Source organism: Paenibacillus xylanexedens (genome assembly GCF_007680605.1).
In the GTDB taxonomy this organism is placed as follows: domain Bacteria; phylum Bacillota; class Bacilli; order Paenibacillales; family Paenibacillaceae; genus Paenibacillus; species Paenibacillus xylanexedens_B.
Genome location: NZ_VEIO01000001.1, coordinates 1,845,545 through 1,862,955, shown reverse-complemented (window position 1 = coordinate 1,862,955; position 17,411 = coordinate 1,845,545). Strand labels below are relative to the sequence as shown.

The 17,411-nt window shown below is 42.4% G+C and carries 13 protein-coding genes; 3 read left to right on the top strand and 10 right to left on the bottom strand.

All coding sequences use genetic code 11. The features are described 5' to 3' along the window. Positions 1-152 precede the first annotated feature (152 nt). On the top strand, positions 153-1,382 hold the full coding sequence (locus tag FS818_RS08160; RefSeq protein ID WP_145331239.1) for a cytochrome P450: 1,230 nt from the start codon (positions 153-155) through the stop codon (positions 1,380-1,382). A 170-nt stretch (positions 1,383-1,552) separates the two neighbouring features. Here FS818_RS08160 and FS818_RS08155 read toward each other — a convergent pair whose 3' ends face one another. From FS818_RS08155 to FS818_RS08130, 7 genes are all read right to left on the bottom strand, one after another. After that, on the bottom strand, positions 1,553-2,323 hold the full coding sequence (locus FS818_RS08155; protein WP_145331237.1) for an SDR family NAD(P)-dependent oxidoreductase: 771 nt from the start codon (positions 2,321-2,323) through the stop codon (positions 1,553-1,555). Between the two features lie 132 nt (positions 2,324-2,455). Next, on the bottom strand, positions 2,456-3,001 hold the full coding sequence (locus tag FS818_RS08150; RefSeq protein WP_145331235.1) for a cytochrome P450 family protein: 546 nt from the start codon (positions 2,999-3,001) through the stop codon (positions 2,456-2,458). A gap of 200 nt (positions 3,002-3,201) precedes the next feature. Further along, positions 3,202-4,287 (bottom strand): Gfo/Idh/MocA family protein, encoded by a 1,086-nt coding sequence (locus FS818_RS08145; protein WP_145331233.1) that lies wholly within the window; start codon positions 4,285-4,287, stop codon positions 3,202-3,204. Positions 4,288-4,327: 40 nt separating this feature from the next. Beyond that, positions 4,328-5,419: a Gfo/Idh/MocA family protein gene (locus FS818_RS08140; protein ID WP_145331231.1), complete on the bottom strand. Its 1,092-nt coding sequence runs from the start codon at positions 5,417-5,419 to the stop codon at positions 4,328-4,330. Then, a complete protein-coding gene (locus FS818_RS08135) occupies positions 5,412-6,272 on the bottom strand; it encodes a sugar phosphate isomerase/epimerase family protein (protein WP_145331229.1) in 861 nt (286 codons plus the stop codon). Before FS818_RS08135 ends, FS818_RS08140 begins: the two co-directional genes overlap by 8 nt. Positions 6,273-6,359: 87 nt before the next feature. Further along, entirely contained in the window at positions 6,360-6,515 is a 156-nt protein-coding gene (locus tag FS818_RS28720; protein WP_186331783.1) for an SGNH/GDSL hydrolase family protein, read from the bottom strand. Positions 6,516-6,689: 174 nt separating this feature from the next. Then, positions 6,690-9,515 carry a glycosyl hydrolase gene (locus FS818_RS08130; protein ID WP_145331227.1) on the bottom strand — a complete coding sequence of 942 codons (2,826 nt, stop codon included), beginning with the start codon at positions 9,513-9,515 and terminating at the stop codon, positions 6,690-6,692. Between the two features lie 239 nt (positions 9,516-9,754). Here FS818_RS08130 and FS818_RS08125 point away from each other — a divergent pair, with 239 nt between their 5' ends. After that, complete coding sequence (locus tag FS818_RS08125; protein ID WP_145331225.1) at positions 9,755-10,123, top strand: MerR family transcriptional regulator; 369 nt, start codon at positions 9,755-9,757, stop codon at positions 10,121-10,123. Positions 10,124-10,203: 80 nt separating this feature from the next. Further along, the gene (locus FS818_RS08120; RefSeq protein ID WP_260989809.1) at positions 10,204-11,052 is read left to right on the top strand and encodes an oxidoreductase; all 849 of its coding nucleotides are present in this window, start codon (positions 10,204-10,206) and stop codon (positions 11,050-11,052) included. Positions 11,053-11,235: 183 nt separating this feature from the next. Here the strand turns inward: FS818_RS08120 and FS818_RS08115 are convergent, their stop codons facing one another. The 3 genes from FS818_RS08115 to FS818_RS08105 form a co-directional block, all read right to left on the bottom strand. Next, complete coding sequence (locus FS818_RS08115; protein WP_145331221.1) at positions 11,236-12,591, bottom strand: glycosyl hydrolase 53 family protein; 1,356 nt, start codon at positions 12,589-12,591, stop codon at positions 11,236-11,238. Positions 12,592-13,078: 487 nt separating this feature from the next. Further along, positions 13,079-15,829 (bottom strand): glycoside hydrolase family 78 protein, encoded by a 2,751-nt coding sequence (locus tag FS818_RS08110; RefSeq protein WP_145331219.1) that lies wholly within the window; start codon positions 15,827-15,829, stop codon positions 13,079-13,081. Positions 15,830-15,929: 100 nt separating this feature from the next. Continuing rightward, positions 15,930-17,357 carry an MFS transporter gene (locus FS818_RS08105; protein WP_145331217.1) on the bottom strand — a complete coding sequence of 476 codons (1,428 nt, stop codon included), beginning with the start codon at positions 17,355-17,357 and terminating at the stop codon, positions 15,930-15,932. Positions 17,358-17,411: the final 54 nt, after the last annotated feature.

Sequence of the window (17,411 nt, the reverse complement as noted above, 5' to 3'; positions counted from 1 at the left end):
TGAGAACATTGGATAACCTAATTATTACGTTTGAATATCGTTTAAAGTTATTTGAATTTATATACATTTTTGTGATAAGGTTTAATTGAAAATGATAGTCGGAATATCACATCGAAGCTTGTCATATTAAAATCAGAGGTGGTGTTGGAAAGATGAACTCAGAACAGAGTAGTATCGTCATTCATGAGATATCCAAGTTACAAACTCCTGAACAATTATGGAATCCCTATGATTGGTACCACGATATGCTTGTCAATAATCCGATATATTATGATGAGAAGCAAAACGTCTGGAACGTATTTCGCTATGATGATGTGAACATGGTGCTTAGTGACTTCAAGTTATTTTCAAGTATACGGAAAAGAAGTGTGTCACCTATTCCACCAGTCATTACACGTGTAGATATCAATTCTACCGATCCTCCTATTCAACGTGATATACGTAAGCTGGTATCCAGTGCCTTTACCCCAAGAAGTCTAAAGGAGTGGGAACCAAGAATCAGGAACATCGCAAAAGAATTAATTGATAAAATGAAACAGATGAACAAGCCCGACATTGTCAGTGATCTTGCCGTTCCTCTTCCCGTCACGGTCATTTCTGATTTGTTAGGCACACCAAGACAAGATCTTCATCATATAAAGAACTGGTCCGATATTTTGTTTTTCCCTAATTCAGAGGTCAACGTTACGGATCAAGCCAAAAGAAAATACCGTGCGATGTCGGAATTCAACGAATATTTGCTTCCCATTGTTAAGGGAAAACGTCAAAATCCTGAGAAGGATATTATTTCTGATTTAACTCTTGCAGCGTATGAGGGGACACAACTTACAGATGAGGAAGTGGTAACCTTCAGCTTGGGTCTGCTTGCTGCCGGCAATGAAACAACAACCAATTTACTCGCTAATATGTTTTATACTTTCGTGTATGAACAAAAAGGAATTTATCAGGAGATTCTCTCCAATCGTAGCCTTATTTCCAATGCCATTGAAGAAACGTTGCGTTATCGCTTCCCCATCACACTAGATCGGGTAGTGACATTGGATAGCCATGTGTTGGGTGTCCCTATGAAAAAAGGTGATGTCATTGTTGTATGGCTTGGAGCCGCGAATAATGATGCACAGCAATTCCCGGAACCAAACAAGTTTGATATACACCGAGAGAATAGTAACAAGCATCTTAGCTTTGGGAAAGGCCCTCACTTTTGTCTAGGAGCCCCTCTAGCACGTCTTGAAGCTCAAATAGCATTAGAGTGTTTCGTAGAAACCTTTGCTGATATTGTTCCAACTGAAGCGTTTAACCCGGCACTGCATTTACACAAAGGAACACAAAATCTGCTTACTCTTCCTGTAAAATTAAAAATTTTGGATAAAAGCGTTATTTAATTTTCTTCCATAAATAAAATAAGCGACCGTTCCTCGTTTGAACACTGAGGGAACGGTCGTTTTGTATGATGCTTCTGTTAAATTAATTAGGACGTGTCTTGAATTTTATGTTAGACAGTTCTCAATTAACTTGTTTATTTCATTACGGTTCGTCTAATGGGCTTCAGTTTCTATGCGTTAATAATTGAGCCCCCATCGACAAAAAAGGTTTGACCCGTTATATGTCTGGCATCTTCACTTGCCAGAAAAGCAACGACCGGAGCGATATCTTCATAAGGGTCCCCATAACGACCGATTGCAGTGGGCTTGAACCCCAGCAGCTGCGGGTCACGCTGATCTTCAGGCAAGGCATCCAGATGTGCGCGAATCCCATCCGTGAGGGCTCCAGGATTTATGACATTCACATTGATGTTGTCCTTGCCCCATTCTCGCGCAACAACACGCGACAACGCTCGTATTCCTTCTTTGATGGCAGCATATGCGGCATACCCCTCTAGCCCGTCATACCCTGCTCCTGAGCCAAAATTAATGATCTTTCCTCCACCTTGTTTTAAATGAGGGTAACTTTCCTTCATCATGAGCCAAGTGGATACAAGTCCTGTTAGGTAGCTCTCATCAAGTGTATCCAATTCATGTTCCAGAAAGGAATGCGGTGTCCGAATAGCAATTGCCAAATTGACTAGAATGTCGATGGTATTGAATTCCTTAATCGTATCTTCAACCAGTGATTTGACCTGCTTAGGCTCAGACAAATCAGCAGTTTTGGCAAGAACCGAAAACCCTGCACGTTCACAACGTGCAGCGGTTTCCTCTAATGACGAGCTAGTGATATCAGTAAGCATTAATGATGCGCCCTCTTCAGCCAGACGTAGAGCGATGTAGCTGCCCAGTCCTCCTCCTGCACCCGTTACAATGGCAACCTTACCCTTTAGTTTTCCCATAATTCAACCCCTCCACCTTAATTCATGGTCTAAAGTCATCGTTGCTTCCTCTGTCAACATATCCATGCTGTTTAGTTAGTTTTATCGCATGAAACCCACTGAATGGCTGATAATCAACCGCACGTTCAGAATTTAGTATGCGACCGGAAACGCTTTGAGTCCCCGAATGATCATACCTGGCCTCCACTCCAGCAGTTCCGGATCTGTATTTAACCGAATCTCCGGTAGCCGTTGAAGTAAAGCGTTGATCGCAATCTCGCCTTCGAGTCTCGCAAGTGGAGCGCCAAGACAATAATGAACCCCTTTCCCAAAAGGCTGCCTCTCAATCATACGGGGAGTAAATGCCTTCTGAATCAAGCGTCGCAGTCGACGATGATCTTCAGGACCAACACTGATCAGATTTCGTGAAATAATCGCCTGATGCGGAGGAAGTGTCTCCTCCTTTTCATTGTTATTATTATCAAGGATTCCGGTTACAAAGCGGCCATCCTGCAAAATGTTGACGGCATCCTCATATCGGGTAACCATCCAGGCAGCATGTCCACTAGGAAGTAAAAGTCGATGAACAGCCTCTTCGGCACGCAGCTTTTCGTAGACTGGGAAAGGTTGCTGAATGAAAGAATGATTCAAGAAATCAACTTCGGACTTGGAACGGCCTTGATTTTCATTGGTAAACATCGTAACGCCTCCCAAAATGATAGTTTAAGTATTAATTCAATATAAAGACTATCATAATTGGAGTTTGACTTTCAAATAAGTTCGTTCAATTCCAGTAATACGAAATTCAACGTTTTCTTAGGTCAATTAATGACTTTGGTTTGTCTTTATAATCTATTCACAATAGACATCGGTGTTTATTACATCAGGTACTATTGCTTCTACTTTTTGTTTTTGTAAGAGTCCATTAGCATATTAAAGATTATTAAATCATCACGGTAATTCTCCGGAGTTGTTTTTATGACCTGATCGTAAACAATTGCATCGTAAAGGGCTTCCAGCTCAATCGTGTAAGGGTCTTTATACGTATGTCGAATAACGGTTTCTTTGTACAAGTCCCCTTCTGTTTCTGACACGATTAATTTAACAGGTAGTCCTTGAATATACGGTGTGTCAAATTCTACTCTAACTATTTTATCCTTTCCGTACACTTCCAGATGAGCATCAAACTTACCTACGTTATTCATACCTGTCTCATAAACTACATTGAAAGAAGGATAGTTGAAAATGGCATTTATAAAGAAGCCTGCACTATTAAAAGCAAAACCGGATACGGATTCTGGCATTCCCAAAGCCTCACGCATAGCAGAAAGATCATGCGACCCTAAAGCGGTAAGAAAATAGTACAACATAATTGTAGTTTCATCAGCGCCCTCACCAAGAACTTCTCTAATCCACTTCTCTGATTTCTCAGCTCGTTCTTTATTTACTTCTTCGGGAAAATCGTTAAACTTTTTCGGGTATGCTCCAGATTGCCTTATGAAATAATCATTCGGTCCAATAATATCTCGTACTCTTGCGTACAAAATTCGGTCTAATCCCCCTATTTCTTTAACTGCAGCTTCAAATGCAGGAGCATATCTTCTCATATAACCGACCATGATATGAACATTATTTCTGCTTTTCGCCTCGATCACAGCTTCTGCTTCGGATAATGAAAGCACCATAGGCTTTTCAATGAGAACATGCTTACCTGCATTGGCAGCAGCTATAGCAGCATCTGCATGATATTCGTTACTGTTACAGACGAAAACAACATCAATATCTTCGTCATTAACGAGATCCTGCACATTTGTATAGAGATTTGAAACACCAAATTTTTCTCCGTTATATTTGAGTGAATTATACGAAACATCACATAAAGCAGTTACTTTGAATTTTTCGGGTAATTCTTTAAGGATAGGCAAGTGTACGACTTGTGCAAGTTCACCCGTACCAATAATTCCTACATTAAGAACTTTACTCATTAGAACTCATCCTCTCAGTATGAAAACGACAAATTTCAATTTAAAATTTAATCGTGTCATTTAATTCGGCTGAACGATAAATCGCTTCAAGTATCTGAGTAACGACTAGCGCTTGTCTTGGTTCAACTACAGGATTTTTGTCTTCAAGGATTGCATCAATCCATTGAGCAATTTCTCGATCAGCATCTGTTTCTTCTACGGGGGATATATACGATATACCGGCTGCATTCTGTAACTGGGTGCTAACGAGATTTCCATACATTTCTGTATTAAATATCAGTTCATTTGTACCTAAGGCTGTATTCCGGCGCATTTCGGCGCCTCCTTTTGTTCCAGACAACGTAGTCATTGCTTCTCTTTCATCTAGTGAATTCAGAGCCCAGGAACATTCTAGATAAATGGATGCACCATTCTTCATTTTGATAAAAGAGAACGCTGACTCCTCTACGTTAAAATGATCCGGATCCCACGGTCCAAAAGGATTGGCCTTATTCTCATATCTTAATTTGTTGTGCACTACGCCGGTTACACTTTCAACTTCGTAGTTATTCATCAACCATAGAGTCAGATCAAGTGCATGGGTGCCAATATCAATAAGCGCACCGCCTCCTTGCATGTCTTTATTTAGGAATACTCCCCAAGTTGGAACACCTCTACGTCGAATTGCGTGCGCTTTAGCTACATAAATTTCTCCCAGATCGCCATTAGTACACGCTTGTTTCAAAAGTATTGAATCTTTTCTGAAACGATTCTGGTATGCGATTGTCAATTTTTTACCTGTACGCTCAGCAGCTTTTACCATTTTCTCTGCTTCCTGACTATTCATGGCCATGGGCTTTTCACACATGACATGCTTCCCTGCCTCTAAAGCCTCGACAGTCATTGAACTGTGTAATGCATTCGGTGTACAGATATGAACGACATCAATTTCAGGATCTTGCAGCATATCTTTATAATTGGTATAAATTTTTGCATCATTTCCTACCAAATCAGCAGCTTTTTTTGCTTTTTCTTCATTTCTACTAGCAAAACCTTTGACATTTACCTTATCAGACAGTTTGAGTAATGCTGGTAGATGTTTTTCTATAGCAATTGCTCCGCAGCCAATAATACCTACATTTAATTTATGCATACTCAACACCCAATAAATCGGATAAGGCGTTAAAGCTTATCTCCACACTTTTTATTTCATCTATCGATATAACATCTTGCTCAACAATGATATATTTAGTGGCTGTGTGCTCTTTTACTAATTTGATAATCCCCTTAATGTCCAGCTTTCCTTGTCCTATTTCTACAAAATTATCAGAATTAAACAATGGAATGAAATCATGTATAGTTATCTCTTTTTCCTTGTCTAGTGTGTCGAGTATATTTATTGTGCTAACGGGATGAGGCAAATCTTTGATATGAATTAATTCACATCGAGTTCCAAGTTGTTTTAGCAACTGCTCGACATTCGCCCCTCCCCTAATAGCCCAATAGATATCTAATTCAAATTTCAAATAATCAGGATTTGTATTTTCTAATAGGATCTCAAATAACGTTTTCCCATCAAACTTTTGAAATTCTTGAAAATGATTATGATAATATAGCTGGATCCCGTGTGTCCAAAGTCTCTTTCCATATTCATTTAATCGTCTACTGAAAGCGATTGCATCATCAGCTCCTTGAAACATCCCCATAGGAATAATTGCTCTATTACACCCTAACTCTTTGTGATAGGCAATTATTTCATTGAGTTCTTGCTCATTTAATTCGGCTGGAATATGTGTTCCAAGTACTTGTATGCCTGCATCTTTAGTCATTTTTTTTAAATCACTGGCAGACAGAGAGCTGATATTAAAAGCGCTATCACTTTGAAAATCAACTGGGATTTCAATGTGCTTATACCCAATTGTTGATAAATTCTGCAAAGTTTTAATCCGATCTTCATTGAATTTATTTCGAACAGAAAACATTTGTAAACCAATTTGAATAGTCAATAAAGTGACCTCCTATTATATAATCTTTCCCGATATTGTAGATTAATCATGAAACCCAAACTCCACGGAATCTGGGTTGCCAACGTTCTAATTCAGATGTTTTTGTAGCACTTGAAGGACTGTTTCATAACCTTCGACGTTCAGATGAAGAACATCGGTCGTATACTCTAGCTTCAGATTACCATGCTCGTCTTTTAGCGCTGGGTGAAGATCGACGTAATCAATTGCAAGGCGCGCGGTCATCTCCTGAATCCTCTCGAATCAAAGCGTTGGTTCGACTGCCCAGGATATACTGTATGACACGCGCGTCATCGGAAGGGTAAACCGATTCATTTTTCCGGATCGTCCCAAATACGAGTGTTTTGCTTTCTTAACGAGAAGAAGGAAAATAAAACGGAAAACGGCACTAAAATTACGCTATTCGTCCGATCCTTCCCCTAATACGATTCCAACGGGACCAATCAAACCGCAATCTAGCGGTTCCCGGTTAGGAGCGAAAATGCTTAGCGCATTGTTCAGGGTCGTCGCTACTTCGACCTCTAACTCGTTGTTTTCTCCATAGCGCAAGTATTCCCCGATTGGAATATGACGCCCGATCTGATCGACACCGTGGAGCTCTTGGCCGTTAACGAAGACCCTGAACGTATCGGACACCTCGCCCATCTCTAAAATAACGGCAGCGGAAGTATCTTTCCGCTCTTCAATGCGGAAACTTGTCCGATATCGTCCAATTCCGGATACTTGCCGGAGCGCCGGAATGTGAATCCAGGAGCGCAGCTCGTCAAGTTCAAGCTCGATCCGTTCAATCTTCGTCTCCGTTGGATGAGCGCCAGCAGTCCAGCTGTCCACGACGAGAGACCAGCGATCTGGTATGATCCGCGTACCTTTCGCAATCGTATCAAGATATTTCTCTCGCTGAAGCAATCCTGTCCATTCTTCGGCAACTGCGATCAAAGCAGTTCCGTTCGGGGCGAGTCGCAGCTTCGCCGTTGCTTGACCGGAGCCTGTATGAACAGCGGCCATCGGGCATATTGTTCCATCCCAAGCGTTCAGCTTGAAAGGATTCCCCGTCCCTGTGAACTGCACTTCTCCCTCGAATGCCTGCACTTGACTTGGATTGTAGATGAAGTAATAAGAAATACCGTTTTCGTACCGACGGGCATTCAACAGAGGCGACTCGCACTGGACTTGAACGGCAGGAATGACGGAGAGCTCGCCCAGTGCCCCGATCGCATCTTCTTGAGTGTTAACCGCTCTTACCATCGGCAGGTTTAACAGATGCTCGATTCGATCGCACAGCTCGACGTCTTTGGCTCTCATCTTGTCCTTGCTGCCAAAGAATGAAGCAACATGATTCGGAGCTACTCCAACGACCACGACAGGTAGTCCGCTTTCCGCGAAGGCGATCAGTTGATTGGCTGTTTCAATCGGGAGATCGGACGCCCTCCAGTCTCCGGTCAACGACTTCTTACGCATATCTACGACGATAGCACGATATGCCGGTCCGTCCGCTACCAGTACGGATTGTCCCTCGAATGTACCGGTTTGGGCATTTGCTAAATCCAACAAACATGGACTTACAAAGTCATACGTGAAACCGGCTTGTTCATACGGGGTCAATTCCGTTCCCATTGCGCCATGAATCCCATCAATATGATAACGATAAATCGCCAGATCTACCTTCGGCTTACCAAGTTGAAGCAGATATTGAGTGCGTGCGATATAGTCTGTAAGGGCTCTTGCATGCAGGGAATTTGGTTGGCGTCCTCCCCATTCGTTCGAGAACCTCGACCCCATGAGCGACAAGCCCGGCCATTTGAACATCGCTTCGAAATGTTCCGAAGCAGATGAAGTATCGTAGGACATACCGTGAAGAACCGCCTGGTTGACGCCAGCCGCAAAGCCTCGATGCAATTGCCAGAGAAGACTGAAGTCCTGTCCGGTCCACGTCTGCTTGTAGCCATAATCCATAACAGCGCCTACCTCAATCGAATAGATCTCGCGATCATACAGATGAACGGCACCCGATTGGATTCGGTAACCGTCGGTCGAATCATGGAAACCGAGTGATTCCGTCTCCGGGATGTCAACTTCGGCAAGGCCCGAGGAGAGCTCGGTAGGCATGCCGTAAGTTTGATAACGAAGCTTCATATGATGTCCGTTTGCCCACTTTCTTATTGTCCGAAGGTGATTGTCCCGGAACATATCTGTCAAGGTTTGAAAGAAGTCGTTCCTAATGCGCAGGTTTGCCGAGCGGTCAGCGAAATCGTAATCGGAGTCTCCGTCCGTCCGATTGCCTGCACCTAGCTGATACAAACCTTTGACGAATATCGAAGGCAGATAAGGAGTCAAATCATAGCCTCGACGCATATGGAACTCCTCCAATACAGCAGGAGACCAGATCGCGACGGGCATCGGCGTCGCACCGTACATCCCGCCTAGCATAGTTGCGTTCAATTCAATGGAATCACAGAACAAGTTTCCGGCGTTCTTCTCGTATAAGGCAAGTATCTCAGGATCCGCAAACAGGCGTTTATCCCAGTAGCCCGTAACTGCATCGGCTGCAGCTTTCGAAAAGTGGTCGATCGCGGGAGCACCGATTGAGTCGTTCATCTGTCCGTTCGTTTGACTCCAAAAGCCGAACAAGTACCATTCTCCGTCAAGAGGAGCTGTCCATTCTATCCTTCCGTCGTCAACTCTAAAGGTGAGATCGGCTGCCGTATCCAATTCTAGCGTGACGACTTCACCTATGGACTCGCCGCTGTATCTCCGAGCAACCGTCACAGCCACAAGCTTATAAGGACGTGACGGATCGACCGTATCGGGGACAGGAATTGCTCCGTTGTAAGTCCCTGCAACTACCATTGTCCCAATATGCAACCCATGTGTGCAGCGATCGTCACTTTTGTCCATGACGGCGGGCGTTGCGATCGGCCACAGCGGTCCTACAGTGAAATCCAACCGAAAGTTAAGTGGAATGGCGGCTTCGAGTGCAGCTTTCATCCGGTTGTTCCACTCATCACCTCCGAAAACGAAGCGGCCATAATCCGATGGATGTATGTCCGCCGAAGGGATCGGGAAGAAATGGAGGATTTCTGCACCGCCATAGCCAGCTTCCGCCATCCACTCAATCTCCCGTTTGATCTCGTCTTTGTCCATGAACGCACCGGGAAGCCACCACCTCATTTTCGGGCGATAGCGCTTGGAGGGAGTTTGGAATTCCACTGGATCCCATGTATTCATTTAAAACACTCCTTAACTGAGAATGATGGGGAAACTTATCTTTTTCAAACTAGTTATATATTCATTATAAGAACTTTGATTTAGAGAGACTGTAACGTAAACCAAACATTGTATAGCGCGATCTTAACCTGTGTTAACGATTAGAGCTGAGAGAAAGCAAGTCAAGGACTCGCTTTTGCTTGATGAAAAGGGTACAATCAACTTCAAGTTAACTTTAACTATTAAAGGAGCATTCGGACATGTACAGTATTAGTGAAATTGAGAAGATCACAGGTTTGCGTCCCTCAACTCTGCGTTATTACGAACAAGAAGGCATCTTACCACATGTTGAACGGAACGCTTCAGGTAGAAGAGAATATTCCAATGAGGTTTTAGAGTGGCTTGAACTGGTTGTCGCTTTAAAAGATACGGGAATGTCTATTGAAGATATAAAGGCTTACACAGAGCTGATTCGACAAGGTGATCCTTCCCTGGATGCCAGAAAACAATTTTTGCTTATGCATAAAACCAAAGTGGAACGTACTTTGGCTCAGACTCAGTTCCATCTGGAAAAGATTATACGGAAGATAGCGATTTACGATGTTTTGATGCATAAGAAGATGAAATAGCTATGAATATTTATTTTTCAAAATGAGTATTGACTTCAAGTTAACTTTAAGAGGTAGAGTAAAGTTATTACCTTGAAGGAGTGATTACATTGTCAGAATCAAAAGTATGGCTTATTACTGGATGCTCGACAGGATTCGGGCGTCACATTGCGCAACAAGCGATTGAAGCAGGTTATAACGTTGTCGTGACCGCACGTAATGTTCAGCAGGTAACAGATCTTACAGCAGGACATGAGGATCAGGTAATTGCTCTCCCACTGGACGTGACTAGTCCAGAACAGATCCGCAATGTGATTGACCGCACGATTGAGAAGTTTAATCGTATAGATGTGCTTGTGAACAATGCAGGTATTGGATATTTCAGCTCTGTTGAAGAAAGCGTGGAGGAAGAAACCCGTAAAATGTTCGAGGTTAACTTCTGGGGACTTATGCATGTAACGAATGCTGTTCTTCCACAAATGAGATCACAAAAAAGTGGTCACATTATAAACTTCTCTTCCATTGGCGGTCTGACTTCGTTCCCGACCCTTGGCTATTATCATGCTACAAAATACGCTGTTGAGGGCATATCCGAGAGTCTATCCCAAGAATTGGCACCTTTTAATATTCATGTGACTTTAATAGAGCCAAGCAGCTTCCGCACAGATTGGGGTGGTCGCTCTTCTGTCAAAACAGAGACAAGCATCCCTGAGCTTAAAGAATCCATCGTCGGACAGATGCTGCAAGGGATCGAACTCGGTGTTGGTCAAGAAGCTGGAGATCCTGCAAAGGCTGCCGAAGCAGTTATTAAAGTTGTGGAAACAACGGAACCGCCTCTTCGTTTGCTGCTGGGACAACAAGCCTACGATGCAGCGACCTATAAATTTAATAGCCTGCTTGCCAGTATAGAACAATGGAAAGAAACAACGATAAACGCAGATTACAAATGATATAAGATTGAATTACAAAAACCCACAAGGCATCACTTTTTATGTGATATCCTTGTGGGTTTATATTTTTCTCTTAATTATCCATTATAAGTTTGTACTTAATCAGTTTTTAAGTAATACGATAAATAAAATAAAAAAGCCGCTATAAGCGACTTTTCTATATTGACCTGATTAAATTAAACGTTATTTTAATTTGTTTTCTTCGGAAATAGCATCCATTAATATTTTCTTGGCTTTAGCGCCATGATCCGAGTAATCAAACATTGACATACTGCCCCACCCACTATAATCCGGAGCCCAATAACGGATACCGATAAGCCCATGTGTTTTACCCCACTGAACCACATCATGATAGATTGCGGCTTGTCCTTCTTCGTTATGCGGATATCCCTTGACCGTGTTTGACCATCCCGCATATGCGCCCTGCACTTCACCTGAAGGATAAGAAAACTCTGCGATAAATACAGGTATACCCACCTCTTTGTTAATCGCAGTAACTATTTTTTTGTACATAACCATTTTATCGATGTATACTCCTGGCGCACTGGGATAAAAACTAATTCCAGCAGTATCAATAGGGAATCCATTTTCCTTTAATGTCTTGAAATACGTGACTGCTGTTTTCACTGTTGTTACTACCGTGGCGATGTGAGTAGAAAACTTAACATTGCTTGAATCAAGTCCTAAACTAGTGTACGCCTCTTTAATCCCTTTAGCTACCGCAGTCATCTGCACTGCATTGTATTTCCATATATTATTCTTCAACCAATTGGTTCCCATCACAGAATAGACATGTCTCATGAAGCCCGGAACTTTTTCCAGATTTTCGTTTACTGCGGTTTTCAATCCAATGCTTACCCCTGCAAAACCATAGTTTGCTTCGTTACCAATGTTCCAGTTCTCTACTTTGACGCCTGTTTTCAAAATTTCGGTTGCCACAAATTTGCCGTATGCTTCCAAGACCATGTTCATCTCATCCAAAGTTAATTCTTCCCAAGGTTTTCCGTTTTGCAGCGCATATATCTCGGGATATTCTTCGAAATTAGGTGCTTGCTGCCGATCCATATCCATGTATGTGTAAGCCAGCATAATTTCAGGGTTCAACGGTATATTTAGTTTGGCTGCCATTCGAGCTAGCTCTAATCCCTGCTCCAAGGTATGGTAATTTGCATTTGAGTCTTCCTCACCGTTAACGATATTATCCGCAGTAGGAGAGCGTTTGGTCGCAATTCTTGCGTACATTTCCGTAGCGCCTGATGAAATATACATCTTCTCTAATTCCTCTCGACTTTTCGCAGTAACTTCTCCTGCTTTATACGTAGTATTCCCCGTTTTAAATGCATCTCCCGAAAACGGGCTTACCGAAAGCGCTACACGGAACTTCTCCGTAGTTACAGCAGGTACATAATCTTTATCTTCCACATACACGGATAAATTTCTTACGATAATCCCTGCTATAATTAAAATAATGATAAGTATAGAGATCATGATCTTTGTTCTAGTTTTCATGTGATTGAATACATACTTTATTTTATTCATGATGAAAGAAGTCTCCCTTTATAGCTAAGCTAGGTAGTATTGTAATTAAAGTAATCATTTAATATGTGCTTCGTTAACAAAAAGAATGGCAATTGTCAGCATAACCTGAGTTAAAGAGACGAGGGTGATCCATATTCACCATATTTTAATTCTTCCCCTTTCAATTTTCTGAAACCCTTGAGCTACAAACTGAGCAACCTGTACCCCCATGATAACGAAAAATAAAGAAAAAAAAATCGTACGAAAGGGCAAGCCCTTTATGCACTATTGGGCAAAGAGTTGAGAGATCATAATACGGAATACTGTTTTCAAAAGTGGAAGTTTGCTATCAAATGTAAGATTCCTTATCAACAGCTCCATGACGCGAAATTCTCTCTCCTTCTACGTTTTGTCACTCTCATACCCAATGTTCTCGAAAACACTTTGTCAGACCACACGAACAATAAAGACAAAGGGCATTGTAGTTATCCTACAACACCCTTTTGTTTTAATGAAAAGCACCTTGTTTTTTCGGTTCATTTAATGTTTTTAAAAGCAGTTTAAACAGCATTTCTGTTTCCTCAGGGGTATTTGCCAACAATTCGCTTATGGAGAAGTCATATGCATATTTTATCATTGGATGGTCCAGCATACCGGGGGCATGCTCTTCAAGCATCCGAACAGCTATTGGCTCTTCTATTATTTCCTTAAGAGTGGAGTCCAGTGTAAACCTGTCTATTTTAAGGTTGGTTTGTGTAGGATATCTGTAGGCGTAATCTCCAGAACCGACTTCAATGAAATCTTTTTGCTCAGGCAGTTTGATGATGGCAGTAGTATTGGCCGGGATTGTTACATTGACGATAATTTCTCCGTTCTCGCAAGACCATGAGCTCTTGATTTCGCCATATACTGAGTTATAAATGCCTTCAACTGCACTTATCCCCTTAATGAACTGAGGCTGGATCAAGATTTTTTTAAAGCCGGGTTCAATTTGATTAATACCAGCCAGCTTCCTGTACATCCATTCCCCAATAGATCCATATGCATAATGATTTAAGGAGTTCATGCCGGATGTATCAAAATCTCCATTAGGAAGAATGGAGTTCCATCGTTCCCAGATGGTTGTAGCTCCCTTCTTAACGGCATACAACCAGGACGGAAAATCTTCTTTTAGGAACAAGGTACCGGCAAGCTCGTGCAATTCATTCTCAGATAATACATGACACAGATATGGAGTGCCCACAAAACCAGTTGTAAGGTGATTCTTATGTTGGGCAATATTTGTCTCCAGTGTCTTGCGGACTCTCTCCCGGTGCTTGTCATCAACCAGATTAAAATGAAGAGCTAATACGCAAGCTGTTTGAGTTTCACTGACTAATCTGCCGGTTGCTGAAATATACTCTTCCTTGAACGCTAATTTGATTTGGCTGTGAAGAGTTTCGTACTTGGAGGCATCCTCCAATTTATTTAACAGCTTGGCAGTCTTGGCGAGCAGCTCCGTGGAATAGGCATAATAAGCGTTAGCCACCAGATAAACGTCCGTAGCTCCAGTTCGCTCATTACTAATCTCTTCTTTATCAAGTCCGAGCCAGTCTCCGTATTGAAACCCTGTCTGCCACAGCCCATTAGCCCCGCAGCGGGCGGTGATGTAATCAACCCAACCCTTCATGCTGCCGTATTGCTGCTCGAGCAGCATGAGATCACCATACATTTGATACATGGTCCAGGGAACAATAACTGCAGCATCGCCCCAAGCAGCGGCTCCTTCCTGATTCCCAAGAATATTAGGGATTACATGAGGGACGCCATATTGTTCAGTTTGTTCAGAAGCAAGATCACGCAGCCATTTTGTAAAGAAGGACGCAACGTTCATATTAAATGCAGAAGTTCCGGCAAACACTTGAGCATCTCCTGTCCAGCCGAGACGTTCATCTCTTTGAGGACAGTCCGTGGGAATGTCCAGGAAATTACCGCGCTGACTCCACTGGATGTTACTGAATAACTGGTTAACCATTTCATTGGAGGTTGTCAGATTACCTGTTTCCTCCAGATGTGAATGCAGTACGCAGGCTGTAAAAAACTCCGGCTGTACTACCTCTAACCCTTCTACCGCGATGTAACGAAATCCATGGAACGTGAAGTGCGGCCGGAAAATTTGTTCTTTACCGTTACAAATAAATCGATCAATAGATACAGCCTGCCGCAAAGTTTCAGGATACAAGTTACCTTCTTTATCAAGCACCTCGGCATGTCGGATGGTAATGACCTGGCCCTCACGCCCGGTAATCTGAAGTTCTACGAATCCGGTGACAATTTGTCCGAAATCTATAACCTTCTCTCCTTTTGGTGTCGTAATGAACTCCACCGCGGGAAGCCTCCTGGTAATTCTGACCGGTTCACTTTCCTGGGCGACAAGACGCTCTTTGTTATAGGAGAAAGGCAGCACATCATATAGCGTATCGTCTATAAAACAAGCATCGTAGGTCTCCCCCATGTAGATTTCGCTGGAACGAATCATTCCCTTGGTTACCTTCCAGCTTTCATCCGTTACAATCATTTCTTTAGATCCGTCTGTATAGACGATGTGAAGTTCTGCGATAGCTGCCACTTTGTCACCGTAATGATTCGGAGTACAGGTAAAGCCGAATATCCCTTTATACCAGCCATTTCCAACGGTAATCTCGATTTTATTACTTTTTTCAAGCATACCGTCTAAACTATAGGTCTGGTATTGCAAACGCTCATTATAATTTGTCCAACCAGGAGCAAAATAGTGATCTCCTACTCTATTCCCGTTAACCGAAATCTCATAAACACCTAATGAGGATGCATAAACACGTGCTGACTGTATATCCTTTTCAATGGTGAACGTCTTTTGGAAAACGGGAGGTGCAGTTTCGTCATCCGGGAAGGGATGCGTGATCCAGTCTGCTGTAATATCACTTCCCTTGAGAAGACCTGTTTCAAAATGTCCTTCAATGCTTGCCTGATTGCCTTGGTTATCCCAAACGGTGACATGAACCTGGTATAAAGTGGCGGCCTGAAGCGGAGGTCCCGCATACTCTACCAGAATTGAAGTATCGGCTTCCACCTTACCTGTATCCCAAATTCTCTGAGTATCCTTTGTTACTGCAATCTGATATGCAGTCTGCATAACTCCCTGCGCTGAAGAAACTAATTGCCACGATACCCGCGGGTTTGTCGTATCCAAGCCCAGGGGATTTTCCATGTATTCAATGCGAAGATTTTTTAGCTTCATATTGATCCACCTTTCCATAATTCAAAAATTTTATGATATCGCTTACTAATTTTATTTTTTAATAATTAATGCTTCAAATAAGCGATGCTACCGTTCCTCCCTAACCATTTTTACGTTCTTCCAATTCCTTAACAATTTGAGGATACTTCTCATCCAAATCGTACTTACGCAAGCAAAGATAAGTAAGAACAAAGATCACTAAAGGAAGATATACCGTCAGAACAAGGATACTGGTAATCGCTGAATCGGTTTGTGTTGCTAATGTCCCGTCATAGTTACCCAATGCCAATATCCAGCCGATCATTGCAGCTGCCAGACCCATACCAATCTTAACGCCAAAACTATTTGCACTGTTGACCATTCCAACTAATCGTTTGCCTGTCTTCCATTCACCATATTCCACCGTATTGTTCACCAGCACCCCGCCCACAGCCATCATTGGAATTGTTGCTAGTGTGGCGATACCTCCAAGGACTAGAGCCGCAATAAAGTTATATGGCATAAAGCAGCGAACAAGGGATGCAACGATGCCAAAAATCATACCAATTCGCGCTGTTCTTGCAAGTCCGAATTTTTTAATCATCGGTCCTACGATAGCGAAACCTAAAAATACCGGAATCAATCCAATGGCTCCCATGATTCCTATTAAATCTTCATTTCCGAGAATATACTTTGTGTAATAGATTCCTGTCGACCCGTTAAGCGTATACATCATGTTAATCAACAATTGTGCAAACAGCATAATGACCCAATATTTGTTTTTGAACAGAAGCTTGATGCTTTCCCAAAAAGGGACGTTATCAGTCTCGACTACTTTTACATTTCCATTGTTTTCTTTGGAAGCTAGGAATGTCAGTACCAATGCAATAAAAGATACAACGCCTAGCACAACGGCAACCATAATCCATGCGGATTGATCTCCACCAAACATATTGGTCACCGGAATTAGTGCGATTGAAATGATCATACCGATAAAATAGCCAAAGACAGTTCGAGTAAGGCCCATTTTCCCGCGTTCTTCTACACTTCTCGTCCGGATTGCCATTAAGCTTCCGTAAGGTATTGCAATCCCCGTATAAACAACGGCTGAGGCAAAGGCTACCGTAACTAGAGCATAGATGCTCTTTACAGTTGTTGATGCTTCAGCTGGTACTGTGAACAGTAATATGATGGAAGCCATTGCTGGCAGAGCCATCCATAGAATCCACGGTCTAGCCTTTCCGTATTTGGACTTTGTTGCATCGACAACTCTACCCATTACCAAGTCAGCAATAGCATTGATAAATTTGGTGATGAGCATAATTGTCCCCACCGTTGCGGCTGCAATGCCTACTTTATCTGTATAAAAATAAGTTAACATTCCGATCAGCCCGTTGATGGAGTTTAAGGCAATTTGCGCTGCGCCGTCTCCCAAGTAATGATGAGGTTTCATTGTTTTCTGAATACCTTGGGCATCAAGACCTAAAGCCTTAGACTTTTTGTTTGTTTCTACAATTGGTGGACTAGAGATATTCTGCTCAGCTCTCATTGTAGTTTTCCCTTCCTTCTCTCATAGATGTCACCGCTTTCAGGAATCATATCT